13 protein-coding genes and 1 pseudogene are annotated in these 16,841 nt (G+C 73.5%); 3 read left to right on the plus strand and 11 right to left on the minus strand.

The annotated features are described in order from the left end of the window. Positions 1–38: 38 nt before the first annotated feature. Entirely contained in the window at positions 39–614 is a 576-nt protein-coding gene (locus tag ACFXPK_RS14215; RefSeq protein WP_384990776.1) for a histidine phosphatase family protein, read from the minus strand. Positions 615–776: 162 nt separating this feature from the next. Beyond that, positions 777–2,219, minus strand: coding sequence for a PLP-dependent aminotransferase family protein (locus tag ACFXPK_RS14220; protein WP_385075082.1), 1,443 nt, complete (start codon positions 2,217–2,219; stop codon positions 777–779). On the opposite strand from ACFXPK_RS14220, the gene ACFXPK_RS14225 reads away from it, so the two are divergent. Then, positions 2,218–3,189: a DMT family transporter gene (locus ACFXPK_RS14225; RefSeq protein WP_384990771.1), complete on the plus strand. Its 972-nt coding sequence runs from the start codon at positions 2,218–2,220 to the stop codon at positions 3,187–3,189. The two genes, ACFXPK_RS14220 and ACFXPK_RS14225, sit on opposite strands and share 2 nt — an antisense overlap. Here the strand turns inward: ACFXPK_RS14225 and ACFXPK_RS14230 are convergent. Then, positions 3,172–4,542: a glycoside hydrolase family 10 protein gene (locus ACFXPK_RS14230; RefSeq protein ID WP_385075085.1), complete on the minus strand. Its 1,371-nt coding sequence runs from the start codon at positions 4,540–4,542 to the stop codon at positions 3,172–3,174. The genes ACFXPK_RS14225 and ACFXPK_RS14230 overlap by 18 nt on opposite strands. A 210-nt stretch (positions 4,543–4,752) precedes the next feature. On the opposite strand from ACFXPK_RS14230, the gene ACFXPK_RS14235 reads away from it, so the two are divergent. Together ACFXPK_RS14235 and ACFXPK_RS14240 are read left to right on the plus strand one after the other, a co-directional pair. After that, positions 4,753–5,613 (plus strand): 3-hydroxybutyryl-CoA dehydrogenase, encoded by an 861-nt coding sequence (locus ACFXPK_RS14235; RefSeq protein WP_385075100.1) that lies wholly within the window; start codon positions 4,753–4,755, stop codon positions 5,611–5,613. A 153-nt stretch (positions 5,614–5,766) separates the two neighbouring features. Next, positions 5,767–6,024: a hypothetical protein gene (locus tag ACFXPK_RS14240; protein WP_384923315.1), complete on the plus strand. Its 258-nt coding sequence runs from the start codon at positions 5,767–5,769 to the stop codon at positions 6,022–6,024. 57 nt (positions 6,025–6,081) lie between these two features. On the opposite strand, the gene ACFXPK_RS14245 is transcribed toward ACFXPK_RS14240, so the two are convergent. The 8 genes and pseudogenes from ACFXPK_RS14245 to rplT form a co-directional block, all read right to left on the minus strand. Beyond that, positions 6,082–6,615, minus strand: coding sequence for an NUDIX hydrolase (locus ACFXPK_RS14245; protein WP_384990766.1), 534 nt, complete (start codon positions 6,613–6,615; stop codon positions 6,082–6,084). A gap of 86 nt (positions 6,616–6,701) precedes the next feature. Beyond that, on the minus strand, positions 6,702–8,042 hold the full coding sequence (locus tag ACFXPK_RS14250; protein WP_384990763.1) for a transcriptional regulator: 1,341 nt from the start codon (positions 8,040–8,042) through the stop codon (positions 6,702–6,704). Positions 8,043–8,834: 792 nt separating this feature from the next. Next, positions 8,835–9,764 (minus strand): annotated as a pseudogene (locus ACFXPK_RS14255) (PP2C family protein-serine/threonine phosphatase); the annotation flags it as partial. A gap of 402 nt (positions 9,765–10,166) precedes the next feature. Then, positions 10,167–12,695, minus strand: coding sequence for a phenylalanine--tRNA ligase subunit beta (pheT, locus tag ACFXPK_RS14260; protein ID WP_385075088.1), 2,529 nt, complete (start codon positions 12,693–12,695; stop codon positions 10,167–10,169). Beyond that, positions 12,695–13,822 (minus strand): phenylalanine--tRNA ligase subunit alpha, encoded by a 1,128-nt coding sequence (gene pheS, locus ACFXPK_RS14265; RefSeq protein WP_385075091.1) that lies wholly within the window; start codon positions 13,820–13,822, stop codon positions 12,695–12,697. The genes pheT and pheS overlap by 1 nt, the downstream gene beginning before the upstream one ends. A 150-nt stretch (positions 13,823–13,972) precedes the next feature. Beyond that, a complete protein-coding gene (locus ACFXPK_RS14270) occupies positions 13,973–15,193 on the minus strand; it encodes an ATP-binding protein (protein WP_384990756.1) in 1,221 nt (406 codons plus the stop codon). Positions 15,194–15,276: 83 nt separating this feature from the next. Next, entirely contained in the window at positions 15,277–16,116 is an 840-nt protein-coding gene (locus tag ACFXPK_RS14275; RefSeq protein ID WP_384990754.1) for a TrmH family RNA methyltransferase, read from the minus strand. Positions 16,117–16,273: 157 nt separating this feature from the next. Then, positions 16,274–16,660, minus strand: coding sequence for a 50S ribosomal protein L20 (gene rplT / locus ACFXPK_RS14280; RefSeq protein ID WP_114626556.1), 387 nt, complete (start codon positions 16,658–16,660; stop codon positions 16,274–16,276). Between the last annotated feature and the right edge of the window lie 181 nt (positions 16,661–16,841).

A 16,841-nucleotide genomic window follows, 5' to 3' on the forward strand; every position in this document is an offset into this window, starting at 1 on the left:
CCGGGCGCGGACGGGCGGACGACCGGGCGCAGGGACGCTCAGGCGCCGGTGTCGAGCCGCAGGTTCCAGCGGCCGGGCGTGCCGGTCAGGGTGACCGTGGCGAGGGGGCGTACATCCACGTACCAGTACGTACGGGGCGGGGCCTTCAGCGCGTAGACCAGCGCCGCCCGGACGACGGCCGGTTCGGCGACCGCGACGATCGCCGCGACGTCCTCGGCCGGGCGGGTGTCCAGCCAGCCGCCTATCCGGGAGATGAAGGTGAGGAGCGGCTCGCCGCCGTGCGGGGCGCCGCGCGGGTCCGCGAGCCAGGCGTCGACACCGGCGGGTTCGCGGGCCATCACCTCGGAGAGGGTGTAGCCGCGCCAGCGCCCCATGTCGCAGTCGCGCAGGGCGGGCTGGGCGAGCGGCGCGAAGCCGAGGGCGTCACCGGTGGCGCGGCTGCGCGGGGTGGGCGAGCAGTAGCGGAGGTCGGCGGCGGCGAGCGGGATGAGGGTGTGGGCGACGCGCTGCATCTCGTGCCAGCCGGTCCGGTCGAGGGGGCGGTCGTCCTCGAAGCGCTCGTCGTACTGGTCCGTGCTGCGCGCCGCGGCGACCAAGGTGACCCGAACACTCATGGCCGTGATCGTGGAGCGGAAAGCGGTACCGGTCAAGGGGTTTCAGCCGGCGAACGCGCGTGAGTGCTCCCCCGTTCCCGCCCTGTCACACGCCGGTCACGCGCCGGTCGCCCAGGGGGTCGCGCGCCGGTCGTCCACGGGGTCGCGCGCCCCTGGGCGGGGTCAGCCGCGGCCGAGCGTCTCGTCGCAGGCCGTACGGAGCCGGCGCACCCCCTCGGTGATCTCGGCGGCCCCGGCCGGCGCCGCGAAGCTCAGCCGCAGGTGCGGGGCGGGCGGTTCGGCGCTGAAGTACGGGCGGCCCGGCGCGACCGCGACACCGGCGCGCAGGGCCGCCGCGGCGACGGCTGCCTCGTCGGTGCCGTCCGGGAGGCGGAGCCAGAGGTGGTAGCCGCCCGCCGGGATGTGCGTCAGGACCGGTCCCGGCAGATCGGTGCGGAGCGCGGCGCTCAGGGTGTCCCTGCGGGTCTTCAGCTCGGTGGCCACGGTGCGCAGCAGCCGGGGCCAGGCGGCGGAGCCCACCAGCTCCAGGGTGGCTTCCTGGAGCGGGCGCGGTACGAAGAAGGTGTCCACGACATGGATGGCGCGCAGCCGTTCCAGGACGGGGCCCCGGGCCGCGAGGGCGCCGACGCGCAGGCTCGGTGAGGTCACCTTGGTGAGGGAGCAGACATGGACGACGATGCCGTCGGGGTCGACGGCGGCGAGCGGCGCGGGCAGCGGGCCCGCGTCCGCGTGGGCCATACGGCGCGCGAAGTCGTCCTCGATCACGAAGGCCCCGGCCTCCCGGGCGATCCGCAGCACCTCGGGGCGGCGCTCCGGCGCGAGCACGGCGCCGGTCGGGTTCTGGAAGAGCGGCTGGCAGACGAAGACCTTGGCGCCGCTGGCCCGGAAGGCGGCGGCGAGCAGTTCGGGCCGTACCCCGTCCGGGTCGACGGGGACGGGGACGGGGCGCAGTCCGGCGGCGCGGGCGATCGCCAGCATGCCGGGGTAGGTGGGCGACTCCACGAGGACCGGGGCGCCGGGCGGGGCGAGCGCGCGCAGCGCGGTGGTGAGCGCGCTCTGGCCGCCCGCCGTGACCAGGATCTCCGCGGTGCCGCAGGTCGGGGCGATGGCGCGGGCGAACCATTCGCGTAGCTCGGGCAGTCCGTCGACGGGAGGCCGGCCCCAGACGCCGGGGCGGCGCCCGGCGCGGGCGAGGGCGGCGGCGAGCGCGGCCTCCGGCTGGAGGGCGGGGTGCAGATAGCCGCCGGTCAGCTCGATGACACCGGGCGGCGGTACGGCGAGGGTGACCAGGACGCCCGAGGCGTCGACGGTGCGCGGTACGCCGCCGGCCGGGCTGTCCGCGCTGAGGGTGACCTCCTGCCAGGAGGTGTCGCCGGTTCTGACCGGGGCGGGGCGTTCGGTGGCGCGGAAGGCTCCGGCTCCCGGGCGGGTGACGACCAGGCCCTCGGCGGCGAGCCGGGCGAGCGCCCGGGAGACGGTCACGGGCGAGACCCGGTAGCGCTCGATCAGCTCCCTGCTCGATGGCAGCTTTCCACCGGGAGAGTAGTGCTTCAGCTCCTGCCTCAACGAATGCGCCAGTTCAACCACGCTGTTACGCTCGTGCATGACAGCAGAGAATAGCGCTACCAGCGAAACCGCGATAGCGGTCACCGACCACTCCGCCCCACGGCCGGGCCCGCGCGCGGAGCGCGGCACCCTCCTCGCCGCGCTGGGTGTCGTCGCCTTCTCCCTCACCTTCCCGTCCACCGTGTGGGGCCTGGAGAGCTTCGGCCCCTGGTCCCTGGTCGCCGTCCGCAGCGTGCTCGCGGCGCTGCTCGCGGGCGGCTGTCTGCTGGCACTGCGCGTGCCGCTTCCCGAGCGCCGGCACCGGGGCGGGCTCGTGGTGGTCGCGCTCGGCGTCGTGGCGGGGTTCCCGCTGCTGACGACGCTCGCGCTGGAGACCTCCACCACCTCGCACGCGGCCGTGGTGGTCGGGCTGCTGCCGCTCACCACGGCGGCCTTCTCGGTGGTCCGCAGCGGCAGCCGGCCCTCCCGTACCTTCTGGGCGGCGGCGGTCGCCGGGGCGGCCGTGGTCATCGCCTTCACCGTGGGGCAGAGCGGCGGCGCGGTGTCCACGGGCGATCTGTATCTCTTCGGGGCGCTGCTGGTGTGCGCGGCGGGGTACACCGAGGGCGGCAGGCTGGCCCGGGAGATGCCGGGCTGGCAGGTGATCGGCTGGGCGCTGATCGGCGCGCTGCCGGTGTCCCTGGCGGGCGGCGCGGTGGCGCTCTCCTTCGAGCCGGTACGGCTGACGGCGCACGGGGTGATCGGTGTGGTCTGGGTGGCGCTGGTCTCCACCTTCCTCGGGATGTACGTCTGGTACCGGGGCATGGCGGCGATCGGGATCGCGCGGGCCAGTCAGCTCCAGCTCGCGCAGCCGGTGCTCACCCTGGTCTGGTCGGTGCTGCTGCTCGGGGAACACCTCGCCCCGGCGGCGCCGGTGGCGGCCGTGGCGGTGCTGGTCTGCATCGCGGTGACGCAGCGCTCCGCCCGGCCGCCGGCGGCCCCGGTCACGGCCTCACTTCCCGGGCGCTGACCGCTTGCCGTAGTGGTCCGTCACCACCCGGGTCATCGCGCCGATCGGGTCGGCGGCGACCTCCTTGGCGGAGAAGTAGCAGTGGCCCCGTACCCCCGCGAAGTCCTTCGCCAGGGTGAGGTGGCGGGACAGCTCGGCGGGGTCCTGCCAGGCGGCGGGCTGGGCCGGGTCGCCCGCCTTGTACAGGGCCTCCCCGATGTAGAGGTCCACGCGCGTGCCCCGGACGGTCGCGTCCCACCAGCGCACCAGCTTCGCGTAGTCGGCGGCGGCGTAGCCGATGTTCCAGTAGAGCTGAGGCGCGATGTAGTCGATCCAGCCCTTGCGGACCCAGCCGCGGGTGTCGGCGTGCAGGTCGTCGTAGGTCTGCACACCCGCCCGGGTGTCGGAGCCGAGCGGGTCGGTGGCGGCGTTGCGCCAGACCCCGAAGGGGCTGATCCCGAAGCGCACGTTCTTCTTGGTCCTCCTGATCCGCTCGGCCGTCTCGCGCACCAGCCGGTCGGTGTTCTCCCGCCGCCAGGCGGCCTTGTCGGGGAAGTCCGCCCCGTACCGCTCGTACGCCGCGTCGTCGTCGAAGACCTGTCCGGCGACCGGGTACGGGTAGAAGTAGTCGTCCCAGTGGACGGCGTCGACGTCGTACCGCTCGACGGCGTCCAGCATGGCGTCCTGGACGAACTTCCGTACCTCGGGCAGCCCCGGGTTGTAGTAGAGCTTCCCGCCGTACGGCAGGACCCAGCCGGGGTGGACCCGGGCCGGGTGGTCCGCGCTCAGCCGGCCGGGGTCGGTGTGGTTCGCGACGCGGTACGGGTTGAACCAGGCGTGCAGTTCGAGGCCGCGTGCGTGGGCCTCCCGTACCGCCGTGCCCAGCGGGTCCCAGCCGGGGTCCTTGCCCTGGGTGCCGGTCAGGTACTGCGACCAGGGCTCGTACGGCGAGGGCCAGAGCGCGTCGGCCGTGGGCCGGACCTGGAAGACGACGGCGTTGAGCTTGCGGGCCACCGCCGTGTCGAGGTGCTGGATCAGTTCGGCGCGCTGGCGGTCGGCGGAGAGGCCGGGCTTCGAGGGCCAGTCGCGGTTGGCGACGGTCGCCAGCCACATGCCGCGCAGCGCCGGGCCCGGGGCGCGGTACCCGGCGGCCCCCTGCCCGGGTACGGTCCCGGTGGCCAGGGCGGTGTCCCCCGCGGTCAGCAGCGTGGCCGCCAGTCCGGCCGCGGCGGCCACGAACCCGCGCCGCCCGAGGAACACGCCACCGTCTCCGGCGCCACCGCCTCCCGCGCCACCGCCTCCTCCGACGCCGCCGCCCTCCGCCGCGCCGTCGTCCCGCGCCGCCGTGCCGTGTCCCAGTTCGTCGTACCCCATGCGCCGTCCCTCGCCCTGTCGTCCGTCGTACCGGCCGTGGACCGCGCCACCGCGGAGCGGAGCGGTCCGGTCACCCGTCCGAGCATGCCCGCCCCGGGCCGTCCGCCGCATCCGCCGTCGGAGTAACGTCCTGTCCCTGGGGCAGGCGCCGGAATCATACGGGGGACCTGCTCGGACAGGACCGGAGAAAGGCACGATGTGACCGACACCCTGACCGATATCGCCCGCGTCGGAGTGGTGGGCTGCGGCCAGATGGGCGCAGGCATCGCCGAGGTCGCCGCACGGAGCGGCCTGGAGGTCATCGTCGCCGAGACCACCGGCGAGGCGCTGGAGATCGGCCGGACCCGGCTGCAGAACTCACTGGCGAAGGCCGCCGACCGCGGCAAGATCACCAAGGCGGAGCGTGACACGGCGCTCGACAGGCTGAGCTTCACCACGGATCTCGGGGAGTTCGCCGACCGCGATCTCGTCATCGAGGCCGTCGTCGAGAACGAGCAGGTCAAGACGGAGATCTTCCAGGTGCTCGACCAGGTGGTGACGCGTCCCGACGCGATCCTGGCCTCCAACACCTCCTCCATCCCGCTGGTCAAGCTGGCCGTCGCGACCTCGCGCCCCGACCAGGTGATCGGCATCCACTTCTTCAACCCGGCCCCCGTGCAGCAGCTCGTCGAGCTGATCCCCGCGCTGACGACCTCCGAGGAGACGATCCGGCGCGCCGAGACCGTCGTCCAGGACGTCCTCGGCAAGCACGCGATCCGCGCGCAGGACCGCTCGGGCTTCGTGGTGAACGCGCTGCTCATCCCGTATCTGCTCGCCGCGGTCCGGATGTTCGAGTCGGGCATCGCGAGCCGTGAGGACATCGACAACGGGATGGAGATGGGGTGTGCCCATCCGATGGGCCCGCTCAAGCTCACCGATCTGATCGGACTGGACACCGTCGCCTCGGTCGCGGACTCGATGTACGCCGAGTACAAGGAGCCGTTGTACGCGGCGTCCCCGCTGCTCCAGCGGATGGTGGACGCGGGGCGTCTGGGCCGCAAGACAGGTGCGGGCTTCTACTCGTACTCCTGATTCACACGGAGTGTGCAAGGGGTGCGCGCATATGACTCCCGTACACCCTGATGCCCACCGCCCAGGGGGAGTTGACTCGATTCCGCTTAGCCGGAACGGCCATGGCCGGCCGACCGGAACGTGGACCCACTTCCCCGAACAGGAGCGGAAATCGTGACCACCGAATCTGACCATTCCGTGGTCGGCCAGGAGCGCGCGGAGTTACGTCGCAGCCTCGACGTCGGCCTTGCCAGGACCGAGGGCAGGATGGCGCTACTGGCCCACCGCAACGACCAGACCGACAAGGATGTGGCCGATCTGGCCGCGCGTGTGGCCGCGCTGGAGCACTCCAGGTGGCCGCTGCCCGCCGTGGCGGCGCTCTGCTCACTCGGGGCGCTCGCGGTGGCGGTATGGCAGAGCCTGGGCCGTTAGGCGCGGTCGCCCCCGGCCCTCCGGGCCGTCAGCCCCGGGCCCTGGCGGGGCCGGGCCTCACTGGCCCAGCCTCAAGTGGTGGAGCATCAGCAGCCCGGCCGTCATGTTGGCGGCCGGGATCTCGCCCCGGGCGATCATGTCCGGCACCAGCTTGAGCGGTACCCACTCCCGGCGCGAGGACTCGAAGTCGTCCTCCGGATGACCGATGTACGTCGCGTCCTCCGCCCAGTACATGTGGTGCCGGGCGTCGCTGAGCCCGTTGGAGGGCTCGACGGTGAGGAGATGCCTGAGGGGTCCCGGCCGCCAGCCGGTCTCCTCCTCCATCTCCCGCGCCGCGGCGGTCTCGATGTCCTCGCCGTCCTCGACGACCCCGGCCGCCAGCTCCCAGCCCCAGCTATCGGTGATGAAGCGGTGGCGCCAGAGCATCAGCACCTCGTTGGCGGAGTTGACCACGGTCGCCACGGCGACCGGGCGGAGCCGGATGAGGAAGTGGTCCAGATGCCGGCCGTCGGGGAGTTTGACGTCGGCGAGATTGACGCTGAACCAGCGATTCTCGTACACGGTCTGCTCATTTAGCTTCGTCCACTGCACGTTTCTGCCACCTTCCGACAAGTTGATGGCAATATCGCAGCAGCGGCGCCCGGCCCGAGGAAAGCGCGGGGGGCTCACAAGGGGGCTCACAGAGGAACGCGCAGCGCCCCGGCGATCAGTTCCGCGGTGTCCTCGGCCTCGGAAGAGCCGCTGGCCACGAGCTGTTCCCTGACCTGGCGCAGGCGGTCGCGCAGCCGCTGGGACTCCATCCCCCTGGCCCGCTCCGCCATCTCCGCCGCTGTTCTGGCGGCCCGGTCGACCTCGCCCTGCCGCAGTTCGATATGGCTGAGCATCGCCAGCCGGTGGACCCGCCCCCGGTCGTGCGCCGGGGTGTCCACGGCCGCCGTCGCGTGCACCCGCGCGGCCGCCAGCTCACCGAGACTGAGGAGTGCCTCCGCCACCTGTACGTTGACCAGGCCCGGCTGGACGTAGCCCGTCTCGTCCGGTTCGTGCCCCGGACGGATGCGCTCCGCCTCGGACTCGGCCCGCCGGATGCAGGCGAGCGCCGCGCCCGCGTCGCCGAGGTGCGCGTACGACTTGGCCTGCATGGCGTAGAGGTCCGCGGCGAGCGCCGGGGTGATCTGGCGCCCCGCGGTCCGCAGCGCCGCCTCCGCGAAGGCCACGGCCTGGCGGTGCTCGCCCATGAACAGCGACTGGTTGACGAGCAGCGCGATCACATACGCGCCGAGCCCCCGGTCACCGCTGGCCTTGGCCAGCCGCAGCGCCTGGTGGAAGTAGCGCTGGGCCAGACCGTGGGCGTCCGAGTCGTACGCGCAGATGCCCGCCACGGCGACCAGACCGCCGGTGGCGCGGTGGAGCTGGCGCCCCAGCGCGTCGCTGTACCCGCCGCGCAGCAGCGGCGCGGTCTCGGCGTTGAGGAAGCGGACGATCCTGGCCCGGGTCGCGACACCGCCCGCCCTGCGGTACATCAACTCGTAGTGCGCGCGCGCCGATCTGAGCAGCTTGATGTCGGCGGGGCCCACCTTCGTCCGGCCGGCGCGGGAGACGTCGGAGTCCTCCGGCGGGTTCTCCCACTCCCAGACGGGCATCACGGCGGGCGTGCCGGTGACGGCGGGGGCGCCCACTATGTGCGGCCGCTGCTGCTCGTCACTGCGCCACAGGGCCGCGGCGCGCTCCACGAAACCGGAGAGGGGGGTCGCGTGCGGTACGGGCGACTCCCCCGCCACCCCGAACCCGATGTCGTCCAGGGTGAGCGGTCGGCGCAGCCGGTCGCTGAGCACCGCGCAGATCAGGTCGGGCACCTGGCCCCGGGGGCGCTGGCCCTTCAGCCAGCGGGACACCGCGGTGTGTTCGTACCGCAGTGCGAGGCCCCTCGTACGGCCCGCCTGGTTGACACGGGCGGCGAGGCCGGCATGGGAGATGCCCGCCTCGTCGAGCAGGGAATCGAGCAGAGTGTTGGGCTGCATGTGCCCCTCCGGAGACTCGGCCGTTCCAGCGTAGACGAATAAATCCGAACTCCCGCCCGCGGAAGGCCCCGAGGGGCCCGCGGTGCCACTGCTTCGGATGTGCTCGTCGGGGACGGAACGGGAAACGCACGGGGTGTGAACGGAGTGCCCGGATTCGTGCCGTGTGCGCTCTGCCGCCGGGCGGGCGGGGCCGGTTGACTGGGTGTCCTCATCAAGGAGGCGGCAGGGTCGCCGGCTCCCCCCTCGTCAAGTACGGCGGCCCGCAACCGTGTCGTCCGTCCCACCGGCCTGCCCGGCACTCCACGGCGGGACGGACGGCACGGCCACCGCGCCGACGGTCCCCCTCAGACCGCGGGCGTGGTGCTCCTCGGTGGGGAACGAGTCCGGTCACGAAAGACCCTAGGGACGGGAAGGAGCGGGACGGGTACGGCGCAGGGCCGGGTCTCCGGACTGCGTCGGCACCCGTGTGCGCTCCTCCAGTACGGCACGACAGCCCGGCGGCGCCTGCCCGTTGGCCGGGGGCGGCTCCTGCGGCGGCGGTGAGACGTCCGGCCCGGGGAGACGGTCCGAGGGGGCTGCCGCGGCGAGCCGGTCCGAGGCGGCGGCGAGAGGGCCGCCCGGCGCGCGCGGCCCGTCGGTGACACCGCCGGCCGCAGCGGCCCGGCCTGCGCCGGGTGGGTCCGTACCGGACGGGTCCGCGCCGGGCCGGTTGGCGTCCGGCCGGTTCGTGTCGGAGAGATCGGCCGGCCCGGACCGCTGTCCGGCCGCCGCGCACGGGCCGCCGTCCACCCGGTCGTTGCGCAGCACCAGCAGCGCCATGTCGTCGGTGATCCGCCCGCCGGTGTGCCGCAGCAGCGCCGTGTGCACCTGCCGTACCACCGCCGCGGGCGACAGCTCGGTGACCGAAGCCGCCTCCACCAGCGCCTCCTTGAGGCCGAAGAAGCGCCCCTTCGCGTCCCGCGCGTCCTCCGCGCCGTCGGTGTGCAGGAAGAGCGCCTCGCCCGGCAGCAGCCGTCCGCACCGGTACGGGGTCAGTTCCGCCGGCAGCGGTACGGCGCCCAGCGGCGGTAACGGTTCCTCGCAGGCCAGCGGCTCCGCCCCGGTCCCGAGCCGATAGGGCCAGGGATGGCCGCAGTTGAGGGCGCGGATCTCCGCGTCCGGGCCGATCTCCAGCAGCAGGACGGTGACGAACTCCTCCGCGGCGTCCGCCGCGTCCGCCTCCGCCAGCCGCCGGGCGGCCCGGCACGCCTCGGCGACCTCGGCGGCGCTCGCGCCCGCGTCCCCCGTGGCGGCGGCCGCTTCGGCGAGCAGCGCCACCCGGAGCGCCGCCTCGCAGTCCGGGTCCGGACGCGCCAGTTCCCTCAGATGCCGCTGGTGGGCGCGGTCCAGTCGGCGCAGGACCCCGTCGAGCCCGTTCTCGTCGTGGGCGGCCTCGCGGAAACTGCCCAGGACGGCGGCCACCGCCCCGATCGCGGGCAGCCCATGGCCGCGTACGTCCCCGATGACCACGCGCACCCCGTGGGTGGTCGCCATCACCTCGTACAGATCGCCTCCGACGTCGGCGCAGCGCGAGGCGGAGAGCTGGCGGGCGTGGAGCGCCAGTCCGTCGAGCCGGGACGGCAGCGGGCGCAGCAGCACCTCCTGCGCGGCGCGCGCCACGGCGCGTACCTGGAGCAGTTCGCGCGCCGCGCGGCGCCGCACCCGCATGACGAGATAGGCCATCACCAGGACGAAGGCCACACAGGTCACGATGCGCGGCAGGAGCGTGTCGCGCTCCGAGGGCGGGCGCGTCAGCTCCCAGGTGATCACCAGTGTGAGCAGGCCGCCGGGGATCGCGCACTCCACGAAACCCCAGGAGGCCGTCTCCTCCTCGGTTGCCTGCTCTTCTGCACTGGTCCGATTCATACGTCGGCCCCCCTCGGCCGTCCGGCCACTCAGCCGTTGGGCGTACGTCGACCGTCGCGGCCGGATCGATTGTGTCGATCACCGGCCGCCGATGGCACGACCCGCCGAGGGTTCTCACTCGAATGAGTGAGGGGCGCGTCCGGAGCCCCGGACGCGCCCCTACGGGCTCCACCTACTTGTCGAACGAAAGGCCGAAAGACCCTTCGTGACAGGGGGTTACTACGCTCCGCGCAGCACCGCCCCGGTCCGCTCCGCGGCGAGCGCGACGGCCGCGTCACGGGCCGCCGTGGCCTCCTCGACCGTCAGCGTGCGGTCGGTGGCGCGGAAACGCAGGGCGTACGCGAGGGACTTGTTCCCCGCGCCGACCTGTTCGCCGGAGAAGACGTCGAACAGGCGCAGCGACTCCAGGAGTTCACCCGCGCCCTCGTGCAGCGCGCGCTCCACGTCCCCGGCCGGCACACCGGCCGCGACGACCAGCGCCACGTCCTGGGTGGCCACCGGGTAGGTGGAGATGCGCGGCGCCTGGAGCGCGCCGGTTCCCGCGCGCTCCAGCAGGTCCAGGTCGATCTCCATGGCGCTGGTGCGCTCCGGGAGCCCGAGCGCCTTGACGACGCGCGGGTGCAGCTCCCCCGCGTGCCCGACGAGCGTCTCCGCGCCGTCCACGGTCACGAGGAGCGCGGCGCAGCGGCCGGGGTGCCACGGCTCGTGGCGGTCGGCCCGTACGGACAGCTCGACGCCGGCCTCCCGGGCGACGGTGCGGGCCGCCTCGACGGCGTCCGCCCAGTTCGCCGTGGTGCCCTTGCCCCACCAGCCGGCCTGCTCGCGCGCGCCGGACAGGACGACGGCGGCGCGGCGCGGCTGGCGCGGCAGCGCGGCGTCGAGGGAGGCGATCTCCTCGTCGGTGGGCCGCCGGTCGACGGGCAGCCGGACCGGTACGGTCTCCTCGCCGGTCGGCAGGAAGACCAGCCCGGTCTCGAAGAGCGCGAGGTCGTGCGAGCCCCGGCCGTCGTTGCGGCGCAGCGCGGTGAGGAGTCCGGGCAGCAGCGTGGTGCGCAGCGCGGGCTCCTCGTCGGAGAGCGGGTTGACGAGGGTGACGGTGCGGCGCCGCTCGTCGTCGGCCGGGAGGCCGAACGCGTCGAGGACCGCCGTGCCGGTGAACGGGTAGTTCAGCGCCTCGACGTAGCCGGCCCCGGCCAGGGCGCGGCCGACGCGGCGGTGCAGCCGCTGCCGCTCGGTGAGCCCGCGGCCGGACGGCGGGGTCGGCAGCGTGGAGGGCAGGTTCTCGTACCCCTCCAGGCGGATGACCTCCTCGGCGAGGTCGTTGGGCTCGCCGAGGTCGGGACGCCAGGACGGGACGGTGACGATCAGCTCGTCCTGCCCGTACACGTCGCAGCCGACCTGCTGGAGGCGTCGTACGACGGTCTCCCGGCCGTAGCCGACGCCCGCGACGCGGTCGGGGTGGTCGGCGGGCATGGTGATGGTGTGCGGCGCGGAGGGCGCGACGACCTCGGTGACGCCGGCCTCCGCGGAGCCGCCCGCGAGGAGGACCAGCAGGTCGACGGTGCGCTGCGCGGCGGCCCCGGTGGCCCCGGGGTCGACACCGCGCTCGAAGCGCTTGGACGCCTCGGAGGGCAGCTTGTGGCGGCGCGCGGTACGGGCGATGGTGATCGCGTCGAAGTGCGCGGCCTCGATGACGACCTCGGTGGTGCCGTGCACGGCGCCGGTCTCGGCGTCGGTGACGACATCGGCGATCTCCGTGTGGGCGCCGCCCATGACGCCCGCGAGGCCGATGGGTCCGCGGTCGTCGGTGATGACGAGGTCCTGGGCGTCCAGGACGCGCTGCGCCCCGTCGAGCGTGGTGATCTTCTCGCCGGCCTCGGCGCGGCGGACGCCGATCGGGCCTTCGAGCCGGTTCCGGTCGTACGCGTGCAGCGGCTGGCCCAGCTCCAGCATCACGTAGTTGGTGATGTCGACCGCGAGCGAGATCGGCCGCATCCCGGCCTTCTGGAGGCGGCGGCTCAGCCAGATCGGCGACCGCGCCTCGGGGTCGAGCCCGGTGACGGTGCGCGCGGTGAAGCGGTCGCAGCCCATCGGGTCGGCGATCTTCACGGGGTGGCCGTAGGCGTTCGGCGCGGGGACGTCGAGCAGCGCCGGGTCGCGCAGCGGCAGGCCGTACGCGATGGCGGTCTCGCGGGCGACGCCGCGCAGCGAGAGGCAGTAGCCGCGGTCGGGGGTGACGGCGATGTCCAGGACCTCGTCCACCAGCTCCAGGAGCGCGATGGCGTCGGTGCCGGGCTCGTACTCCGGGGGGAGCACGATGATGCCGCCGGAGCCGTCGTCGCCCATGCCCAGCTCGTCGCCGGAGCAGATCATGCCGTGCGAGGTCCTGCCGTACGTCTTGCGCGCGGCGATCGCGAAGTCGCCCGGGAGGACGGCGCCGGGCAGGACCACGACGACCTTGTCGCCGACGGCGAAGTTGCGCGCGCCGCAGACGATCTCCTGCGGTTCGCCGGTGCCGTTGGCGGAGCCGACGTCGACGGTGCAGAAGCGGATGGGCTTCTTGAAGCCCTCCAGCTCCTCGATGGTGAGGACCTTGCCGACGACGAGGGGGCCCTTGAGGCCGGCGCCGAGCTGCTCGACGGTCTCGACCTCAAGGCCGGCGGAGACGAGCTGGGCCTGTACGTCCCGGCCGGTCTCGGTCGCCGGCAGGTCGACGTACTCCCGCAGCCAGGAAAGCGGGACGCGCATCAGATCTCCATCCCGAACGGCCGGGTGAACCGGACGTCGCCCTCGACCATGTCTCGCATGTCTTCGACGTTGTGGCGGAACATCAGCATCCGTTCGATGCCGAACCCGAAGGCGAATCCGCTGTACTTCTCGGGGTCGACGCCGCAGGCGGTGAGCACCTTGGGGTTGACCATGCCGCAGCCGCCCAGCTCGATCCAGCCCTCGCTGCCGCAGGTGCGGCAGGGGCGGTCGGGGTTGCCGACGGAGGCGCCGCGGCAGACGTAGCAGACCATGTCCATCTCGGCGGACGGCTCGGTGAACGGGAAGAAGTTCGGACGGAGCCGGGTCTTCATGTCCGCGCCGAAGAGCGCCTGCACCATGTGGTCCAGGGTGCCCTTGAGGTCGGCCATGGTCAGGCCCTCGTCGACGGCGAGCAGCTCGATCTGGTGGAAGACCGGGGTGTGCGTGGCGTCCAGCTCGTCGGTGCGGTAGACCCGCCCGGGGCAGACGATGTAGACGGGCGGCTCGCGGTCGATGAGGGCGCGGGCCTGGACCGGCGAGGTGTGGGTACGGAGCACCACGCCGGACTCGTCGCCCGTGGTGCCCTCGGGGCCGGAGACGAAGAAGGTGTCCTGCATCTGGCGCGCCGGGTGGTCCGGCACGAAGTTGAGGGCGTCGAAGTTGAACCACTCGGCCTCGGCCTCGGGGCCCTCGGCGACCTCGTACCCCATGGCCACGAAGACGTCGGCGACCCGCTCCATGAAGGTGGTGAGCGGGTGGCGGGCGCCGGCCGGGGTGCGGTCGTACGGCAGTGTGACGTCCACCGCCTCCTCGACCAGCACCCGGGCGTCGCGCTCGGCCTCCAGCTCGGTCTGCCGGGCGGCGAGGGCCCGGCCGACGGCGGCGCGGGCCTGGCCCACGCGCTTGCCCGCCTCGGCCTTGGCCTGCGGGGGCAGCGCGCCGATCTCCCGGTTGGCGAGGGAGAGCGGCGAGGTGGACCCGGTGTGCGCGGTCTTCGCGTGGGCGAGCGCTTCGAGGTCACCGGCGGCGGCGAAGGCGGCGAGCGCCTCGTCCCGCAGGCGCTCGATCTGCTCCGGTTTCAGTGCCTCGACCTCGACCGGGTCGTACGACTTGTTGGGTGCGGACATCTCTTCCCGTACTTCCGATTGGCTTGGCGAAACGACCCTGCTCGATCACTGAGGGCGTGAAGGTGCCAAAAGCCGAGTCTAAAGGGTCGTACGAAGGTGGATGGGCCCGCGGGCGGCCCGGCCGGGGTCTCCGGTGCGGTCGGGAGACCGTCAGGAGAGGTAGGCCGGAGCGCCGACGGGCAGGATAAATCGGAACTGCGCGCCGCCGCCGGGGCCGCGGCCGACGGTGATCGTGCCGCCGTGCGCCTCGACGATGCCCTTGACGATGTAGAGCCCGAGCCCCGTACCGCCGCGTTTGCTGCCCCGCCAGAAGCGGGTGAAGACGCGCTGCATCGACTCCTCGGGGATGCCGGGTCCTTCGTCGCACACGGTGACGGCCGTTCCCTTCTCGCTCTCCGCCGCGTGTTCGATCCGCGCGGGCGCCACCTCAATGGTGACGGTTCCCTCTCCGTGGCGCACCGCGTTTTCCAGCAGGTTGCCGAGCACCTGGTCGATCTTGTCGGGATCGGCCCACAGATCGGGCAGCGGCTGCTCTATCCGTACGAGGAAGCGGTCGGGCGACTCTCCGGAGGCGGTGTGCGACTGGACGTGCCGGCCGACGGCCGCGCCGATGTCGACGGGCTGGCGCCGCACCTCCAGGCGGCCGGAGTCGATCCGGGAGATGTCGAGCAGCTCGGCGATCAGCCGGGTGACCCGGTTCGCGTCGGCGTCGACGGTCTCCAGCATCAGCCGTTTCTGGTCGTCGGTGAACCGCTCCCACTTGGCGAGCAGCGTGGCCGTGAACCCCTTGACGGAGGTCAGCGGCGAGCGCAGCTCGTGGGCGACGGTGGCGATCAGTTCGGCATGGCTCAGCTCGGTACGGCGGCGGGCCTCCGTGCCCCGTACACAGATCACCAGCTTCCGTACGGGCCCTGTGGGGTACGCGCGGACGTACCGCGCGGAGACCAGGACCTCCCGGCCGCCGGGCAGCAGCAGATTGCGCTCCGGCTGTCCCGTCCGGGTCGCGAGGCCGCCGTACGGGTCGGTCAGCGCCCACCAGCGGCGGCCCTTGAGGTCCTCCAGCGGCAGCGCCCGGTCGACGGGACTGCCGAGGGCGGCGGAGCGGTCGACGGCGGTGATCCGCGCGGCGGCGGCGTTGAAGCAGACGACACGGCCGCTCTCGTCGGCGATGATCAGCCCGTCGGGCAGGTCGTCGGGGTCCAGCCCCGCTCCGGCCGGGAGGTCCGCGCTCGTCCCCGGCCCGGTGCCCGCGTGGGTCTCCCCCGGGTCCCCGGGGCCCGCCGCGGGGGCACCGTCCGGCTCTCCGGCGGCGTCGAACGTGGCCGGTAAGGCTCCCTGGACCCCTGCGGGTCGGCTCGCCCCGACGGTCATCCCCGCACCCCACCTCTTCCGGGTAGCTCAGTGGGTCCCCGAGCACGCAACACTACTAGCTGACCGTGACCGGACGGACCCCCTCAGCGCATACCGCGGACGCGCTGGGCACGCGCTGAGGCATAGAGACATACGGCCGCGGCGGTCGCCAGGTTCAAGCTCTCGGCCTTTCCGTGAATCGGGACCCGCACCACGGCGTCGGCGAGCGCCCGGGTCTCGGCCGGCAGGCCCCACGCCTCGTTGCCGAAGACCCAGGCGGTGGGCCCGGCCATGGTGCCCGCGTCCAGCTCGTCGTCGAGGTCGTCCTCGCCCGCGCCGTCGGCGGCCAGGATCCGCACCCCGGCGCCCTGGAGGCCGCGTACCGCCTGCTCCACGGGGACGCCGACGGCGACCGGCAGGTGGAAGAGCGAGCCCGCCGACGCGCGGACGGACTTGGGGTTGTAGAGGTCGACGGAGGCGTCGGTGAGGACGACGGCGTCGGCCCCCGCGGCGTCGGCGCAGCGCAGCACCGTACCGGCGTTGCCGGGGTCCCGTACATGGGCGAGGACGGCGACGAGCCGGGGGCCCGCCGCGAGGACGTCCTCGAACGGGGTGTCCAGGAAGCGGCAGACGCCCAGCAGCCCCTGGGGGGTGACGGTCTGGGAGACCTCGGCGAGGACGGTGTCGGGGGCGAAGTGCACCCGGGCGCCGGTGGCGCGGGCCGCGTCCACGATGTCGGCGTACCGCTCGGCGGCCTCGGCGGTGGTGAACAGCTCGACCAGCGTGGGTTCCCCGCCGGCCCCGCGGTGCGCCACCGCCTCGCGCACGGCCTGCGGCCCCTCGGCGATGAACCGGCGCTCCTTGCCCCGGAAGGCGCGCTTGGCGAGCCTGCGCGCGGCCGTGACACGGGGGGAACGCGGGGAGATCAGCTCGGGGGTGGCCATGGGCGGCGGCTCGCTTCTCGTCTGGCGGGGTACGGGCGGTCTCGTCCGGCGGTCCGGCGCGGTACGCGGGAAAGGTCCGGGAACGCGCGGGACCCGCAGGCGGTGTGCCTGCGGGTCCGGCGGGAAGGGCACGGGCTGGGAGAAGCCCGCCGGCTGCTTAGGCCGCGGCCTTCGGGGCGTTGACGTCGCTCGGGAGCGCCTTCTGGGCGACCTCGACGAGCGCGGCGAACGCGTTGGCGTCGTTGACGGCCAGCTCGGCGAGGATCTTGCGGTCCACCTCGACGTTGGCGGCCTTCAGACCCTGGATGAAGCGGTTGTAGGTGATGCCGTTGGCGCGGGCAGCGGCGTTGATCCGCTGGATCCAGAGCTGACGGAAGTCGCCCTTGCGCTTCTTGCGGTCGTTGTAGTTGTAGACGAGGGAGTGGGTGACCTGCTCCTTCGCCTTCCGGTACAGGCGCGAACGCTGGCCGCGGTAACCGCTGGCCGCTTCGAGGATTGCCCGGCGCTTCTTGTGGGCGTTGACTGCCCGCTTGACGCGTGCCACGTGTTGACTCCTTGTAGCGGGGCCGTGGTTGGACTCACACGGCCCGAGAACGAATGGGTCCCGGTCCTGTTGCCGCGGCCCCCGGGGCCCGGGGGGGGGGGGGCCTCGGGCGTGTGTGTCGTTGTTTGGGGTGGGGGGTGGCGGGGGCGCGGAGCGGGGGGGCGGGGGGGCGCGGGGGGGT

It is taken from the genome of Streptomyces sp. NPDC059142 (assembly GCF_042755665.1).
GTDB lineage: Bacteria > Actinomycetota > Actinomycetes > Streptomycetales > Streptomycetaceae > Streptomyces.

Excerpts from the sequence above, each read along its gene's own strand:
- ACFXPK_RS14215 (WP_384990776.1), bottom strand. The coding sequence starts at position 614 with ATGAGTGTTCGGGTCACCTTGGTCGCCGCGGCGCGCAGCACGGACCAG.
- ACFXPK_RS14225 (WP_384990771.1), top strand. The coding sequence starts at position 2,218 with ATGACAGCAGAGAATAGCGCTACCAGCGAAACCGCGATAGCGGTCACC.
- ACFXPK_RS14220 (WP_385075082.1), bottom strand. The coding sequence starts at position 2,219 with ATGCACGAGCGTAACAGCGTGGTTGAACTGGCGCATTCGTTGAGGCAG.
- ACFXPK_RS14230 (WP_385075085.1), bottom strand. The coding sequence starts at position 4,542 with ATGGGGTACGACGAACTGGGACACGGCACGGCGGCGCGGGACGACGGC.
- ACFXPK_RS14250 (WP_384990763.1), bottom strand. The coding sequence starts at position 8,042 with ATGCAGCCCAACACTCTGCTCGATTCCCTGCTCGACGAGGCGGGCATC.
- pheT (WP_385075088.1), bottom strand. The coding sequence starts at position 12,695 with ATGCGCGTCCCGCTTTCCTGGCTGCGGGAGTACGTCGACCTGCCGGCG.
- pheS (WP_385075091.1), bottom strand. The coding sequence starts at position 13,822 with ATGTCCGCACCCAACAAGTCGTACGACCCGGTCGAGGTCGAGGCACTG.
- ACFXPK_RS14270 (WP_384990756.1), bottom strand. The coding sequence starts at position 15,193 with ATGACCGTCGGGGCGAGCCGACCCGCAGGGGTCCAGGGAGCCTTACCG.
- ACFXPK_RS14275 (WP_384990754.1), bottom strand. The coding sequence starts at position 16,116 with ATGGCCACCCCCGAGCTGATCTCCCCGCGTTCCCCCCGTGTCACGGCC.